Source organism: Burkholderia sp. BCC1999 (assembly GCF_905339975.1).
Taxonomy (GTDB): domain Bacteria; phylum Pseudomonadota; class Gammaproteobacteria; order Burkholderiales; family Burkholderiaceae; genus Burkholderia.
Genome location: NZ_CAJPHP010000040.1, coordinates 18,457 through 32,431, shown reverse-complemented (window position 1 = coordinate 32,431; position 13,975 = coordinate 18,457). Strand labels below are relative to the sequence as shown.

Below are 13,975 nucleotides of genomic sequence, written 5' to 3'. Positions count from 1 at the left end.
GAAGGCCGGTTTTTTCATGGTGCACGGCGAACATCAGTTGCGGTTGCCGCCGAAGATGCCGAGCAGGGCGAGCAGGTTCGTGAACACGTTGTACAGGTCGAGGTAGATCGCGAGCGTGGCCGAGATGTAGTTCGTCTCGCCGCCGTTCACGACGCGCTGGACGTCGAACAGCATGTACGCGGAGAAGATCGCGATCGCGAGCACCGACACGGTGAGCATCAGCGCCGGCAGCTGCAGGAAGATGTTCGCGACCGACGCGAGCAGGATCACGATCACGCCCATGAACAGCCACTTGCCGAGACCCGAGAAATCGCGCTTGCTGACGGTGGCGATCGTCGCCATCGCGGCGAAGATGATGCCGGTGCCGCCGAACGCGAGCATGATCAGCGACGGGCCGTTCGAGAAGCCGAGGATGAAGCTCAGCAGCCGCGACAGCATCAGGCCCATGAAGAACGTGAAGCCGAGCAGCACGAACACGCCGGCCGCGCTGTTTTTCGTCCGCTCGATCGCGAACATGAAGCCGAACGCGATCGCGAAGAACGCGAGCAGGCTCATCATCGGGCTCGTGGCCGCGAACAGCGAGAAGCCCGTCGCGACGCCGACCCAGGCGCCCAGCACGGTCGGCACCATCGACAGTGCGAGCAGCCAGTACGTGTTCCGCAGCACGCGGTTGCGAACCTCGGCGGTGCTGACGGAACCGCCGCGGCCGAAATTGTACGGATAGTCGTTCATGGTTTCTCCTAACATTGAACGCGTGGGCGTCCGGGGCCGGTTCGGCACACGCGGTGTGCGGCGCAGCAAACCGGAGCAGCTATGGCTAAGATACGTTCCGTGCCGGGAGGTTTCAATGGCCGTGCGGCACAAAACATATAGATTCGGAACCTTTCACATGTGTAAGGGTTCAATCGCAATGATACACGGGATCGTGCTACAATAGCGGATTCATTTGAACCTGTAACTTCTTAATTTTTTGGAGTTTTTATGGCAATCGAGCGCACCCTGTCGATCATCAAGCCGGATGCGGTGGCAAAGAACGTGATCGGCCAGATCTACAGCCGTTTCGAAGGCGCCGGCCTGAAGATCGTCGCATCGCGCATGGCACACCTGTCGCGTGCAGACGCAGAGAAGTTCTACGCGGTTCACGCAGCGCGTCCGTTCTTCAAGGACCTCGTCGATTTCATGATCTCGGGCCCGGTGATGATCCAGGTTCTGGAAGGTGAAGGCGCGATCCTGAAGAACCGCGACCTGATGGGCGCAACGGATCCGAAGAAGGCAGAAAAGGGCACGATCCGCGCCGATTTCGCCGACAGCATCGACGCGAACGCCGTTCACGGCTCGGACGCTGCAGAAACGGCAGCGGTCGAAGTCGCGTTCTTCTTCCCGGAAATGAACGTTTACTCGCGTTAAGCCCTGGCTGACAGCAAGTAGGCAGGATCCAGCGCACGCGGCAAGGCAGCACATCATGACGAGCGAAACTTCCGTCAATCTTCTCGACTTCGATGCCGAGGGTCTTGTCGCGTACTGCGGCGGCCTCGGCGAGAAGCCGTTCCGCGCCAAGCAGTTGCAGCGCTGGATCCACCAGTACAACGCCGGCGATTTCGACGGCATGACCGATCTCGCAAAGTCCCTGAGAGAAAAGCTCAAAGGCCGTGCGTCGATCGTGATGCCCGATATTGCCAGCGATCACGTTTCCACCGACGGCACGCGCAAGTGGCTGATCGACGTCGGAAACGGCAATGCGGTCGAAACCGTGTTCATCCCGGAAGAGACGCGCGGCACGCTGTGCGTGTCGTCGCAGGCCGGGTGCGCGGTCAACTGCCGCTTCTGTTCGACGGGCAAGCAGGGCTTTTCCCGCAATCTGTCGACAGCCGAAATCATCGGCCAGCTCCGCATGGCCGAATTTGCATTGCGAGCGTCGCTGGGCCGCGCGCCCGGCCCGAACGGCAAGGCCGAACGGGTCGTCACCAACGTGGTGATGATGGGCATGGGCGAGCCGCTGCTGAATTACAGCGCGGTCGTGCCCGCGATGCGGCTGATGCTCGACGACAACGCGTACGGCCTGTCGCGCCGCCGCGTCACGCTGTCCACGTCCGGCGTGGTGCCGATGATGGATCGCCTCGGCGCCGAGTTGCCGGTCGCGCTGGCCGTTTCGCTGCACGCGCCGAACGATGCGCTGCGCGACGAGCTGGTGCCGCTGAACAAGAAGTATCCGCTTCGCGAGCTGATGGCTGCGTGCCAGCGTTATCTGAAAGTCGCGCCGCGCGATTTCATTACATTCGAATACTGCATGCTGGACGGCGTCAACGACACCGAAGCGCATGCACGCGAACTGCTGGCCGTCACGCGCGACGTGCCGTGCAAGTTCAATCTGATCCCGTTCAATCCGTTTCCGGAGTCGGGCCTCATCCGCTCGAAGCCGGAGCAGATCAAGCGCTTCGCACAGGTTCTCATCGACGCGGGTGTCGTCACGACCGTGCGCAAGACGCGCGGCGACGACATCGATGCCGCGTGCGGCCAGCTGGCCGGCGCGGTGAAGGACCGCACGCGCCTGGCGGAACGAACGGGCACGGCAGGAAAAATCATCGAAGTTCGGGCAGTTTGACGGGGGCACCTGACCGGGGACGCCCGAACCCCTTGGCGGTGCAACACGCGAATAGCGATCGGTCGCGGCGCCTAGGCGCCGCGCATGGTATGAACAGTTGCGGGTGCCGGCCGGCAGGAGCCGGAGGCGCTCGCCAGTGAAGAAGAATCGACGCGAGGACAAGGATGAGTGAGCCGCAGCCGACTAACGGCGCAGAGACGAATGCCGCGAAACCGGCACCGGCGGGACTGGAATCGCTGGCAGCAGTCGGCAGCCGGCTGGCGCAGCTTCGGGAGACGAAGGGCTGGTCGGTCGACGACGTGTCGGCGCGACTCAAGGTCGCACCGCAGAAGCTCCGGGCGCTCGAGGCCGGCGACATCAGCCATCTGCCCGGTGTGACGTTCGCGCTCGGTGTCGTGCGCAGTTACGCGAAGATGCTCGGCGTTGACCCGGAACCGTTCGCGCAGGCGTTGCGCCGTGAGCGCGGGGTACCGGAAGTCGACCTGTCGATGCCCGCGTCGTCGGGGACGGATCTGCCGCGCGGCCGTGTATCGATTCCGCTGGGTGGCTCGTCGCGTCATCATCCGTGGCTGTGGGGAACGGCGATCGTCGTCGTCGCGGTGGTCGCCGTACTGATGTGGCACACTGGCGGCGATTCGTCGAGCCTGCTCGCGCGCCTGAAGGGCAGCGACGTGGAGCATGCGTCGGCGGCGAGCGCTTCGGCTGCATCGTCGGCTGCCGTCGAAGAAGCGGCCGCAAGCGGTGCGTCGACCGTCGCCGCCAATGAGGTTCCGGCCCCGGCGGCCGCATCTGCGGCGCCGGCGGCATCGGCTGTTCCGGCGCCCGTGGCACCGGTCGCGACGGCCGCTGCATCGCAACCGGTCGTGGCCACGACGGCGGCAAGCGCCGCCGCGCCGGCCCAGCCGGCGAGCGTCGTGGTCGCGGCAGGCCAGTCGATGGTCGAACTGAAGGTCAAGCAGGATTGCTGGTTCAGCGTGCGCGACAAGAACGGCAAGGAGCTGTTCTCGGCGCTGGTGCGGGCCGGCGAGACGAAGCAGGTCGCCGGTGACGGGCCGTTCAAGGTCACGATCGGCAACAAGGCAGGCCTCGACGCAGTCGCGTTCGACGGAAAACCGGTCGATCCGGCAAAATATTCGGCAGCGCGGGGTAATGTGGCACGGTTCACGTTGCCCTGACGTCAAGCGCCGTGACGAAGGCCTGTCGTCGATATCGGCAGGCCGTGAGGGCACGGCGCTTTTTCAATTCATGTGCCGCGTCGCGGCGCATTCCGCGTAAATGGATCTATCGATGCAATCCGAAGCTCAATCCCCACGCAGCAGTCAGATTTGTTCAACCGAGCCGGTGTTCGGCGGGCATCAGCCGCGCCGCGTATCGCATGCGGTGGATGTCCGCTGGGGCGGGCAACTCGTGACGATCGGCGGCGACGCGCCGGTGCGCGTGCAGTCGATGACGAATACCGACACGGCCGACGCGATCGGCACGGCGATCCAGATCAAGGAACTCGCGAACGCGGGCTCCGAACTGGTGCGCATCACGGTCAACACGCCCGAGGCCGCCGCCGCCGTGCCGGCGATCCGCGAGCAGCTCGACCGGATGGGCGTGACCGTGCCGCTCGTCGGCGATTTCCACTACAACGGCCACCTGCTGCTGCGCGATTACCCGGGCTGCGCGGAGGCGCTGTCGAAGTACCGGATCAACCCCGGCAACGTCGGCCAGGGCGCGAAGCGCGATACGCAGTTCGCGCTGATGATCGAGGCCGCGGCCAAGTACGACAAGGTTGTGCGAATCGGCGTGAACTGGGGCAGCCTGGACCAGGACCTGCTCGCGCGCATGATGGACGAGAACGGTGCACGTCCGCAGCCGTGGGGCGCGCAAAGCGTGATGTACGAGGCGCTGATCCAGTCGGCGATCGGCTCGGCCGAACGTGCGGTCGAACTCGGCCTCGGCCGTGACCGTATCGTGCTGTCGTGCAAGGTCAGCGGTGTGCAGGACCTGATCGCCGTGTACCGCGAGCTTGGCCGCCGCTGCGGCTTCGCGCTGCACCTCGGGCTGACCGAGGCCGGCATGGGCTCGAAGGGCATCGTTGCGTCAACGGCCGCGCTCGGCGTGCTGCTGCAGGAAGGGATCGGCGACACGATCCGCATCTCGCTGACGCCGGAACCGGGCGCGCCGCGCACGGGCGAAGTGATCGTCGGCCAGGAAATCCTGCAGACGATGGGCCTGCGCTCGTTCGCACCGATGGTGATCGCGTGCCCGGGCTGCGGCCGCACGACGAGCACGCTGTTCCAGGAACTCGCGATGCAGATCCAGACCTACCTGCGTGAGCAGATGCCGGTCTGGCGCAAGGAATATCCGGGTGTCGAGAAGATGAACGTTGCGGTGATGGGCTGCATCGTCAACGGCCCGGGCGAGTCGAAGCACGCGAACATCGGCATCAGCCTGCCGGGTTCGGGCGAGAACCCGGCAGCGCCCGTCTTCATCGACGGCGAGAAGGTCAAGACGCTGCGCGGCGAGCGGATCGCCGAGGAATTCCAGCAGATCGTCAGCGACTACGTCGCACGCAACTACGGCCGCGCTGAAGCCACGAACTAATTCGTCCAAACACACGAACGATGACTGAACAAAAACGCAAGATCGAGAAGCTCACCGGCGTCAAGGGCATGAACGACATTCTTCCGCAGGATGCCGGCCTGTGGGAATTCTTCGAAGCTACCGTGAAATCGCTGCTGCGCGCGTACGGCTACCAGAACATCCGCACGCCGATCGTCGAACACACGCAGCTCTTCACGCGCGGCATCGGCGAAGTCACCGACATCGTCGAGAAAGAGATGTACAGCTTCACCGACGCGCTGAACGGCGAAAACCTGACGATGCGCCCGGAAAACACCGCGGCCGTCGTGCGCGCGTCGATCGAGCACAACATGCTGTACGACGGCCCGAAGCGCCTGTGGTACATCGGCCCGATGTTCCGCCACGAGCGTCCGCAGCGCGGCCGCTATCGCCAGTTCCATCAGGTCGGCGTCGAGGCGCTCGGCTTCGCGGGTCCCGATGCGGATGCCGAGATCATCATGATGTGCCAGCGCCTGTGGGACGACCTCGGCCTGACCGGCATCAAGCTCGAGATCAACTCGCTCGGCCTTGCCGAAGAGCGTGCCGCGCACCGTGTCGAACTGATCAAGTACCTCGAGCAGTTCGCCGATGTGCTCGACGAGGACGCAAAGCGCCGTCTGTATACGAACCCGCTGCGCGTGCTCGACACGAAGAATCCCGCGCTGCAGGAGATCGCGCAGAACGCGCCGAAGCTGATCGACTTCCTCGGCGAAGAATCGCGCGCGCACTTCGAAGGGCTGCAGCGCCTGCTGCTCGCGAACAACATTCCGTTCAAGATCAACCCGCGTCTCGTGCGCGGCCTCGATTACTACAACCTGACCGTGTTCGAGTGGGTGACCGACAAGCTCGGCGCGCAGGGCACGGTCGCGGCCGGCGGCCGCTACGATCCGCTGATCGAGCAGCTCGGCGGCAAGCCGACCGCCGCGTGCGGCTGGGCGATGGGCATCGAGCGCATTCTCGAGCTGCTGAAAGAAGACGATCTCGCGCCCGAGCAGGAAGGTGTCGACGTGTACGTCGTGCATCAGGGCGAGACCGCGCGCGAACAGGCGTTCATCGCGGCCGAGCGCCTGCGCGATACGGGCCTCGACGTGATCTTCCACTGCAGCGCCGATGGCGCGACGGCAAGCTTCAAGTCGCAGATGAAGCGGGCCGACGCGAGCGGCGCGGCGTTCGCGGTGATCTTCGGCGAAGAAGAAGTCGCGAACGGCACGGTGGGCGTGAAAGCGCTGCGCGGTGCGGGTGCGGATGGGGAAAAGAACGTTCAGCAGACCGTACCGGTCGAAAGCTTGACCGAATTCCTAATCAATGCGATGGTTGCATCCGCCGAAGACGGCGACGACTGATCGCGCTGGCATTCGCTCGACAAGAAAGGCCTGAACAGGAAGGAATCGCTCGCCGATGAGTTATCACGACGAACAAGAATCGATTGAAAGTCTCAAGGCGTGGTGGGCCCGCTGGGGCAACCTCACCACGTGGATCGTGCTCGCGGCGCTCGTCGTCGCGGCCGGTTTCAACGGCTGGAACTACTGGCAGCGCCGTCAGGCTGCCGAGGCGTCCGGGCTGTACGAGCAGGTCCAGAAGGCCGCCGCCGCGAACGACAAGGCGACGATGGCCCGCGCGGCCGCCGACATGGAAGACAAGTTCGGCAGCACGCCGTATGCGCAGATGACGGCGCTCTCGGCCGCGAAGACGCTGTATGCAGCCGGCGACGCGGCAGGCGCGAAGGCGCAGCTGCAGTGGGCCGTCGATCACGCCAAGGACGACGAGTACAAGCAGATCGCGAAGCTGCGTCTCGCGTCGCTGCTGCTCGACGAAAAGGCATACGACGCGGGCCTCACGCTGCTGTCGGGTACGCCGGTCGATGCATTCAAGGGCCTCGTGGCCGATCGTCGCGGCGATCTGCTGGCCGCGCAAGGCAAGACCGACGATGCGCGCGCCGCTTACAAGCTCGCGCTCGACGGCCTGTCGAAGGACGACCAGTCTGCGCGTCAACTCGTGCAGTTCAAGCTGGACGCGCTCGGCGGCTGAATCGCGGTCCCCTCAACCTCTTAACTTCTGCTTCGCTAACCGATGAATTTGCTGAAACGTTACGCTGTGCCCGTTGCCTGCGCGGCGGCTGTCCTCGCATTGGCGGCTTGCTCGTCGTCGAAGGACGCGCGTCGCGTGCCGACGCCGCTGACCGAGTTCAAGCCCGTCATGGACGTGCAACAGGTCTGGAAGGCGAGCGTCGGCAAGGGCGGACGCTACCTGTTCTCGCCGGTGGCCGTGGGCGACGCCGTCTATGCGGCGGGCGAAAACGGTTCGGTCGAGAAGATCGACGCGAAGACGGGCCAGACGCTCTGGCGTTCGAAGGTCGGTTCGGACCTGTCCGCCGGTGTCGGCAGCGACGGTAACCTGACTGCGGTCGGCGCGCTGAAGGGCGGCGTGTTCGTGCTGGGCCCGGACGGCAAGCAACTGTGGAAGACCAGCGTGCAGGGCGAGATCTTCTCGCCGCCGCTCGTCGGCAATGGCCTCGTGGTCGTCCGTACGATCGACGGCCAGGTGATCGCGTTCAACGCACAGACGGGCGAGCAGAAGTGGAACTACCGCAACCGCGCGGTGCCGCTGAACCTGCGCGTGTCGGCCGGCATGACGTTCGCGGGTGACGCGGCGGTGCTGGCGGGCTTCCCCGGCGGCGGTCTGGTCGCGATCAACCTGCAGACGGGCGAGCCGTTCTGGCAGACGCCTGTGTCGTTCCCGAAGGGCGTGACCGAGGTCGAGCGCATCAACGACGTCAGCGGCCCGCCGACGCTCGTGGGCGCGGAGGCATGCGCGGTGACGTTCCAGGGTCAGCTCGGCTGCTTCGATGCGAACTCGGGCCGCCCGCTGTGGGAAAAGGCGTTCTCGAGCCGCAGCGGTCTCGCGCAGGACGATTCGGTGGTCGCCGGCGGCGACGACTGGTCGGTCGTGACGGCGTACGACGCGGCGTCGGGCAACCAGCTGTGGCGCAACGACAAGCTGAAGAGCCGTGACGTCGGCGTGCCGTACCTGCTCGGGCATGCGGTCGTGATGGGCGATTACAAGGGCTTCGTGCACTTCCTGTCGCGCGAAGACGGCAGCTTCATCGCACGGATGAAGACCGACGGCAGCGCGATTACGGCGGCGCCGGTCCTCGCGGGCAATACGCTCGTCGTGCAGACGAAGGACGGCGGCCTGTACGGGTTCCGTCCGCGCTGACACGCAGTAAACAGGTGCGGCCGCGGCACGGCGGGCTTGTCCCGCGCGCCTCGGCCGTACCGCATGAAGGCGGCCGGTGCTCCCGGCCGCTCGGTATTTGAAAGGCAGTTCGAGACGAAAGACGACGGCGCGCAACGTGCGCCGGGCGCGCGCATCCGACGCGGCGCGAATTCGTGATATTTTCATTCAGCGCAGCCGCCCGCAGCAGCGGGCCTCCCGCTGCTGCGCTTCACCGTAGAAAACACAGATGAAACCGGTTATTGCCCTTGTTGGGCGCCCCAATGTGGGGAAATCCACGCTGTTCAACCGGCTCACGCGCTCGCGCGATGCGCTGGTCGCCGACCTGCCGGGCCTGACGCGCGATCGCCATTACGGCGAAGGGCGCGTCGGCGAACGGCCGTACCTGGTCGTCGATACGGGCGGCTTCGAACCCGTCGCGAAGGACGGCATCCTGCACGAGATGGCGCGCCAGACGCGGCAGGCCGTCGAGGAAGCCGACATCGTCGTGTTCATCGTCGACGGCCGCAACGGGCTCGCGCCGCAGGACAAGTCGATCGCCGACTACCTGCGCAAGACCGGCCGGCCGATCTTCCTCGTCGTCAACAAGGCCGAGGGGATGAAGTACACGGCGGTCGCGACCGACTTCTATGAACTCGGGCTCGGCGATCCGCGCGCGATCTCGGCTGCGCACGGCGACGGCGTGACCGACATGATCAACGAGGCCCTGGAGGTTGCTTACGCCGACCGCCCGGAGGAAGAGGACGAAAACGATCCGTCGCGCGGTATCAAGATTGCGATCGTCGGCCGTCCGAACGTCGGCAAGTCGACGCTCGTGAACGCGCTGATCGGCGAAGATCGCGTGATCGCGTTCGACATGCCGGGCACGACGCGCGATTCGATCTACGTCGACTTCGAGCGTAACGGCAAGAAATATACGCTGATCGACACGGCCGGCCTGCGCCGCCGCGGCAAGGTGTTCGAGGCGATCGAGAAGTTCTCGGTCGTGAAGACGCTGCAATCGATCTCCGATGCGAACGTCGTCATTCTTCTGCTGGATGCGCAGCAGGACATTTCCGACCAGGACGCGCACATCGCCGGCTTCGTCGTCGAGCAGGGCCGCGCGCTCGTGATCGGCGTCAACAAGTGGGATGGCCTCGACGAGCACGCGCGCGACCGCGCGAAAGCGGATTTGACCCGCAAGCTGAAATTCCTCGACTTCGCGAAATCGCACTTCATTTCGGCCGCGAAGAAGACGGGCATCGGCGCGCTGATGCGCTCGGTCGACGACGCGTACGCGGCGGCGATGGCGAAGCTGCCGACGCCGAAGCTCACGCGTGCGCTGATCGAGGCCGTCGAATTCCAGCAGCCGCGCCGTCGCGGCCCGGTGCGCCCGAAGCTGCGCTACGCGCACCAGGGCGGCCAGAATCCGCCGCTCATCGTCATCCACGGCAACGCACTCGACGCGGTCACGGAAACCTACAAACGCTACCTCGAAAACCGGTTCCGTGAAACTTTCTCGCTGACCGGGACTCCATTGCGCATAGAGTTCCGTTCGTCGAACAACCCGTACGCGGACAAGGGCTGAAGCACGCCCCGCAAGGGATAGGCCGCAAGGCCTACGCCCCGGGCGGGGCAGGCAAAATCAGCTATAGTGTAGCGATTGGCGCCGGATCTCTTTTTCTTCCCCGCCAATCCAGATCAACCTGCAAAAAAAGATGGAGTACGCCATGAGCAACAAAGGGCAATTGTTACAAGACCCGTTTTTGAACGCACTGCGCAAAGAGCACGTTCCCGTTTCGATCTACCTCGTCAATGGCATCAAGCTTCAAGGGAACATTGAATCGTTCGACCAGTACGTCGTGTTGCTCCGTAATACGGTGACCCAGATGGTCTACAAGCACGCCATCTCGACGGTCGTGCCGGCGCGCCCGGTGAATTTCCACCCGGACGCGGAAGTCTCGTCCTAACCCATTGCAGCGGCCGGCATCCGGTCGCCGCGAGCGACCGATGCCAGCCGCCTTATCTTGACACCCGATAATTTGATCAACGCAGCGCTCGTCGGCATCGATTTCGGCAAGACCGATTTCGAAGCCAGTCTCGAAGAACTCAGTCTTCTCGCCTCCAGCGCGGGGGCCCGTCCCGCCGTCACCCTCACAGGTCGTCGCTCCAGTCCCGATGCCAAGATGTTCATCGGCAGCGGCAAAGCCGAAGAACTGCGGCTTGCCTGCGACGCGCACAACGTCGAAATCGTCATCTTCAACCACGCCCTTGCGCCGGCCCAGCAACGCAATCTGGAGCAGGCACTTAACAGGCGCGTGGTCGACCGCACGAGCCTCATCCTCGACATCTTCGCGCAGCGCGCCCGTAGTCACGAAGGCAAGCTGCAGGTCGAACTCGCGCAGCTGCAATACCTGTCGACACGGCTCATTCGTGCGTGGACCCACCTTGAGCGGCAGAAGGGCGGTATCGGCCTGCGCGGCCCCGGCGAAACGCAGCTCGAAACCGACCGCCGGCTGATCGGCGAACGCATCAAGATGCTGAAGTCGCGGCTCGACCGGCTGCGCCGGCAGCACAGCACGCAGCGTCGGCAGCGCGCGCGCAGCGGCACGATGTCGGTGTCGCTCGTCGGCTACACGAACGCGGGCAAGTCGACGCTGTTCAATGCGCTGACGAAAGCGCAGGCCTACGCGGCCGACCAGCTGTTCGCCACGCTCGATACGACGTCGCGGCGCGTGTACCTCGGCGACGAGGTCGGTCAGATCGTCGTGTCGGATACGGTCGGGTTCATCCGCGAGCTGCCTCACCAGCTCGTCGCGGCATTCCGCGCGACCCTCGAGGAAACGATCCACGCGGATCTGCTGCTGCACGTGGTCGATGCGTCGAGCGCGGTCAGGCTCGAGCAGATCGAGCAGGTCAACGGCGTGCTGCACGAGATTGGCGCGGACACGATCAGGCAGGTGCTGGTGTTCAACAAGATCGACGCCGTGCCCGAGCTGGCGGCCCGCGGCGACGCGGTCGAGCGGGACGAATATGGTAATATTTCGCGCGTCTTTTTGAGCGCGCGCACCGGTCAGGGTCTTGATACGTTGCGTGCCGCCATCGCCGAAATCGCCTCCGCGGAACACCTCTCCAGCGCGACGTTACCCAGCGGCGCGCTCGACGGCGCACCCGCTGAACCACACGAAGACCACACGATTTCCGAACACGGGCGCTAACCGGTCCCGGCCGGTTCGCCGGCGTCTTATCTGGTGAACAAACTCTGGTGAACGAATACAACGAGCGGAGTACCTGGCGGCGGATGCGCGCCTTGCTGTCGATCAACGATCCCCGCTGGGGACGTGGCGAAGGCAATGGCAAAGACGGATCCCGTCCGCGTCCGAACGAATCGAAGCGTCCGCAAGGCGGTGACGGCGATGGTCCGCCCGATCTCGACGAGATGTGGCGCAACTTCAACCGGCGTCTGAGCGGCCTGTTCGGCGGCAAGGGCGGCAACGGCTTCCGTCCTGACAACGGCCGCGCTGCGCGAGTCGGCGTCGGCATCGTGATCGGCGTGCTGGTCGCGGTCTACGCGGGCAGCGGGCTGTTCGTCGTGCAGGAAGGTCAGACGGGCGTCGTGCTGCAGCTCGGCAAGCTGTCGGGCACGGTCGGCCAGGGCGTGCACTGGCGCGCGCCGTATCCGTTCGCGTCGCACGAAATCGTCGATACGTCGCAGGTCCGCTCGATCGAGATCGGCCGCAACAACGTCGTGCGTCTCGCGAACGTGAAGGAAGCAGCCATGCTGACGCGCGATGCCGACATCGTCGACGTCCGTTTCATCGTCCAGTACCGGATCCGTTCCGCCACCGATTACCTGTTCCGCAGCGTCGATCCCGAACGCAGCGTCTCGCAGGCCGCACAGGCCGCGGTACGCGCGATCGTCGGCACGCGCAGCGCGGCCGACATGCTGAACCAGGACCGTGACGCGCTGCGCGAGCAGCTGTCCACGGCGATCCAGCGCGATCTCGACCGCTACCAGTCGGGGCTCGAGGTGACGGCCGTCACGATGCAGAACGTCGCGGCACCCGAGCAGACGCAGGCCGCATACGCCGAAGTCGCGAAGGCACGCGACGAGCGCGAGGCCGCGAAGCGTGCTGCGCAGGCCTATGCAAGCGACCTGCTGCCGAAGGCGCAGGGTGATGCCGCGAAGCTCGTCGACGAAGCGAAGGCGTATGCCGATCGCGTGGTCACGCAAGCCGAGGGCGATGCCGATCGCTTCAAGCAGGTTTATGCGCAGTACTCGAAGGCGCCTGCGGTGATCCGCGAGCGGATGTACCTCGAGACGATGCAGGAAATCTATTCGAACGCGACGAAGGTGTTCGTCGGCAACAAGGGCGGCAACAGCGTCGTGTACTTGCCGCTCGACAAGCTCGTCGAACAGGGGCGGCAAAATGCCGCGGCGTCCACCGGTGCGTCCGCGCCCGATGCGGCGTCGGCACCGGCAGCCGTCGCGCCGGCCGCGGCTGCGGCCGTACCCGCGAGCGCCGCACCGGCAGCCGCGGCGTCGGGTGTCGACGTGCTGCGATCGCGCGAAGCGTTTCGCAGCCGTTCGCGCGAAGACGATACGAAGTAACGGGGAGCGCAGAACATGAACCGAATCATTGCGCTCGTCGTCGCAATCGTGATCGTTGCCTTCGCGGCGTCCTCGACGGTCCTGACCGTCGATCCGCGCCATGCGGCCGTGCTGTCGGGCCGCGACGGCGCGCAGCCCGAACTCGCGGGCCCGGGCATCCACTTCAAGCTGCCGCCGCCGTTGCAGACGGCCACGCTGATCGACACGCGCCTGCAGTCGCTCGAGTCGTCCGATCCGCTGCAGCTGGCGACCCAAGACAAACACGACCTGCTCGTCGCGTATGCGGTGAAGTACCGGATCAGCGATCCGATGAAGTATTTCACCGCGACCGGCGGCGACCCGGCAGCGGCCACCGAACGCCTGGCCGGCGTGCTGAAGAGTGCGCTCGGCGATGCGTTCGGCCAGCGCGCGCTCGACGACGCCCTTGGCGGCCAGCGTGCGATCGCCGATGCGGCCCGCGACGCGGCCAAGGCGAAGGCGGCCGGTTTCGGCGTCGACGTGGTCGACGTCCAGCTGACGCGCGTCGACCTGCCGGCCGCGCAGACGGATGCCGTCTATCAACGGATGATCGGCGCGCTGCGCGATCAGGCCGCGCAGGTGCGTGCGGAAGGCGCGGCCGACGTCGAGCAGATCAAGGCCGACGCCGAGCGCGAACAGCAGGCCGTGCTCGCGAACGCGTACAAGTCCGCGCAGACGATCAAGGGCGAGGGCGACGCGAAAGCCGCGACGATCGCCGCCGATGCGTTCGGCCGCGATCCGCAGTTCTATCAGTTCTACGCGAGCCTGCAGGCCTACCGGAATACGTTCAAGCGCAACGACATCATCGTCGTCGATCCCGACAGCGAGTTCTTCCGCTTCATGCGCAGCCCGACGGGCGGTGCCGCACCGGCGGCACCTGCTCCCCGCAAACACTGACCCTGGGGCGCCGCGTCGAGCGG

13 protein-coding genes are annotated in these 13,975 nt (G+C 65.3%); 12 read left to right on the top strand and 1 reads right to left on the bottom strand.

Annotated elements, in window-relative coordinates:
* Positions 1-33 precede the first annotated feature (33 nt).
* Positions 34-732: a Bax inhibitor-1/YccA family protein gene (locus U5809_RS34055; protein ID WP_006761414.1), complete on the bottom strand. Its 699-nt coding sequence runs from the start codon at positions 730-732 to the stop codon at positions 34-36.
* Between the two features lie 249 nt (positions 733-981).
* Here U5809_RS34055 and ndk point away from each other — a divergent pair, with 249 nt between their 5' ends.
* The 12 genes from ndk to hflC all read left to right on the top strand — a co-directional run bounded on the left by ndk (position 982) and on the right by hflC (position 13,952).
* The gene (gene ndk / locus U5809_RS34050; protein ID WP_011352265.1) at positions 982-1,407 is read left to right on the top strand and encodes a nucleoside-diphosphate kinase; all 426 of its coding nucleotides are present in this window, start codon (positions 982-984) and stop codon (positions 1,405-1,407) included.
* A 55-nt stretch (positions 1,408-1,462) separates the two neighbouring features.
* Positions 1,463-2,602 (top strand): 23S rRNA (adenine(2503)-C(2))-methyltransferase RlmN, encoded by a 1,140-nt coding sequence (gene rlmN / locus U5809_RS34045; protein ID WP_322089770.1) that lies wholly within the window; start codon positions 1,463-1,465, stop codon positions 2,600-2,602.
* Between the two features lie 164 nt (positions 2,603-2,766).
* Positions 2,767-3,777, top strand: coding sequence for a helix-turn-helix domain-containing protein (locus U5809_RS34040; RefSeq protein WP_322089769.1), 1,011 nt, complete (start codon positions 2,767-2,769; stop codon positions 3,775-3,777).
* A 112-nt stretch (positions 3,778-3,889) separates the two neighbouring features.
* Complete coding sequence (gene ispG, locus U5809_RS34035; RefSeq protein WP_322089768.1) at positions 3,890-5,194, top strand: flavodoxin-dependent (E)-4-hydroxy-3-methylbut-2-enyl-diphosphate synthase; 1,305 nt, start codon at positions 3,890-3,892, stop codon at positions 5,192-5,194.
* Positions 5,195-5,214: 20 nt separating this feature from the next.
* A complete protein-coding gene (gene hisS, locus U5809_RS34030; RefSeq protein WP_176047180.1) occupies positions 5,215-6,555 on the top strand; it encodes a histidine--tRNA ligase in 1,341 nt (446 codons plus the stop codon).
* A 55-nt stretch (positions 6,556-6,610) separates the two neighbouring features.
* Positions 6,611-7,240 carry a tetratricopeptide repeat protein gene (locus U5809_RS34025; RefSeq protein ID WP_176047179.1) on the top strand — a complete coding sequence of 210 codons (630 nt, stop codon included), beginning with the start codon at positions 6,611-6,613 and terminating at the stop codon, positions 7,238-7,240.
* Positions 7,241-7,282: 42 nt separating this feature from the next.
* Positions 7,283-8,428 carry an outer membrane protein assembly factor BamB gene (bamB, locus tag U5809_RS34020; protein WP_174433730.1) on the top strand — a complete coding sequence of 382 codons (1,146 nt, stop codon included), beginning with the start codon at positions 7,283-7,285 and terminating at the stop codon, positions 8,426-8,428.
* Positions 8,429-8,675: 247 nt separating this feature from the next.
* Positions 8,676-10,013, top strand: a complete 1,338-nt coding sequence (der, locus tag U5809_RS34015; RefSeq protein WP_176047178.1) for a ribosome biogenesis GTPase Der — start codon at positions 8,676-8,678, stop codon at positions 10,011-10,013.
* Positions 10,014-10,155: 142 nt separating this feature from the next.
* On the top strand, positions 10,156-10,395 hold the full coding sequence (hfq, locus tag U5809_RS34010; protein WP_014896913.1) for an RNA chaperone Hfq: 240 nt from the start codon (positions 10,156-10,158) through the stop codon (positions 10,393-10,395).
* 72 nt (positions 10,396-10,467) lie between these two features.
* Entirely contained in the window at positions 10,468-11,643 is a 1,176-nt protein-coding gene (gene hflX, locus U5809_RS34005; protein WP_175029016.1) for a GTPase HflX, read from the top strand.
* Positions 11,644-11,690: 47 nt separating this feature from the next.
* Positions 11,691-13,037 (top strand): FtsH protease activity modulator HflK, encoded by a 1,347-nt coding sequence (gene hflK / locus U5809_RS34000; protein WP_282505185.1) that lies wholly within the window; start codon positions 11,691-11,693, stop codon positions 13,035-13,037.
* Between the two features lie 15 nt (positions 13,038-13,052).
* The gene (gene hflC / locus U5809_RS33995) at positions 13,053-13,952 is read left to right on the top strand and encodes a protease modulator HflC (protein ID WP_176047176.1); all 900 of its coding nucleotides are present in this window, start codon (positions 13,053-13,055) and stop codon (positions 13,950-13,952) included.
* Positions 13,953-13,975 lie beyond the last annotated feature (23 nt).

Coding starts and splice junctions, on each gene's coding strand:
- der (WP_176047178.1), top strand. CDS start 8,676: ATGAAACCGGTTATTGCCCTTGTTGGGCGCCCCAATGTGGGGAAATCC.
- ispG (WP_322089768.1), top strand. CDS start 3,890: ATGCAATCCGAAGCTCAATCCCCACGCAGCAGTCAGATTTGTTCAACC.
- hfq (WP_014896913.1), top strand. CDS start 10,156: ATGAGCAACAAAGGGCAATTGTTACAAGACCCGTTTTTGAACGCACTG.
- hisS (WP_176047180.1), top strand. CDS start 5,215: ATGACTGAACAAAAACGCAAGATCGAGAAGCTCACCGGCGTCAAGGGC.
- bamB (WP_174433730.1), top strand. CDS start 7,283: ATGAATTTGCTGAAACGTTACGCTGTGCCCGTTGCCTGCGCGGCGGCT.
- rlmN (WP_322089770.1), top strand. CDS start 1,463: ATGACGAGCGAAACTTCCGTCAATCTTCTCGACTTCGATGCCGAGGGT.
- U5809_RS34055 (WP_006761414.1), bottom strand. CDS start 732: ATGAACGACTATCCGTACAATTTCGGCCGCGGCGGTTCCGTCAGCACC.
- ndk (WP_011352265.1), top strand. CDS start 982: ATGGCAATCGAGCGCACCCTGTCGATCATCAAGCCGGATGCGGTGGCA.
- hflC (WP_176047176.1), top strand. CDS start 13,053: ATGAACCGAATCATTGCGCTCGTCGTCGCAATCGTGATCGTTGCCTTC.
- U5809_RS34025 (WP_176047179.1), top strand. CDS start 6,611: ATGAGTTATCACGACGAACAAGAATCGATTGAAAGTCTCAAGGCGTGG.
- U5809_RS34040 (WP_322089769.1), top strand. CDS start 2,767: ATGAGTGAGCCGCAGCCGACTAACGGCGCAGAGACGAATGCCGCGAAA.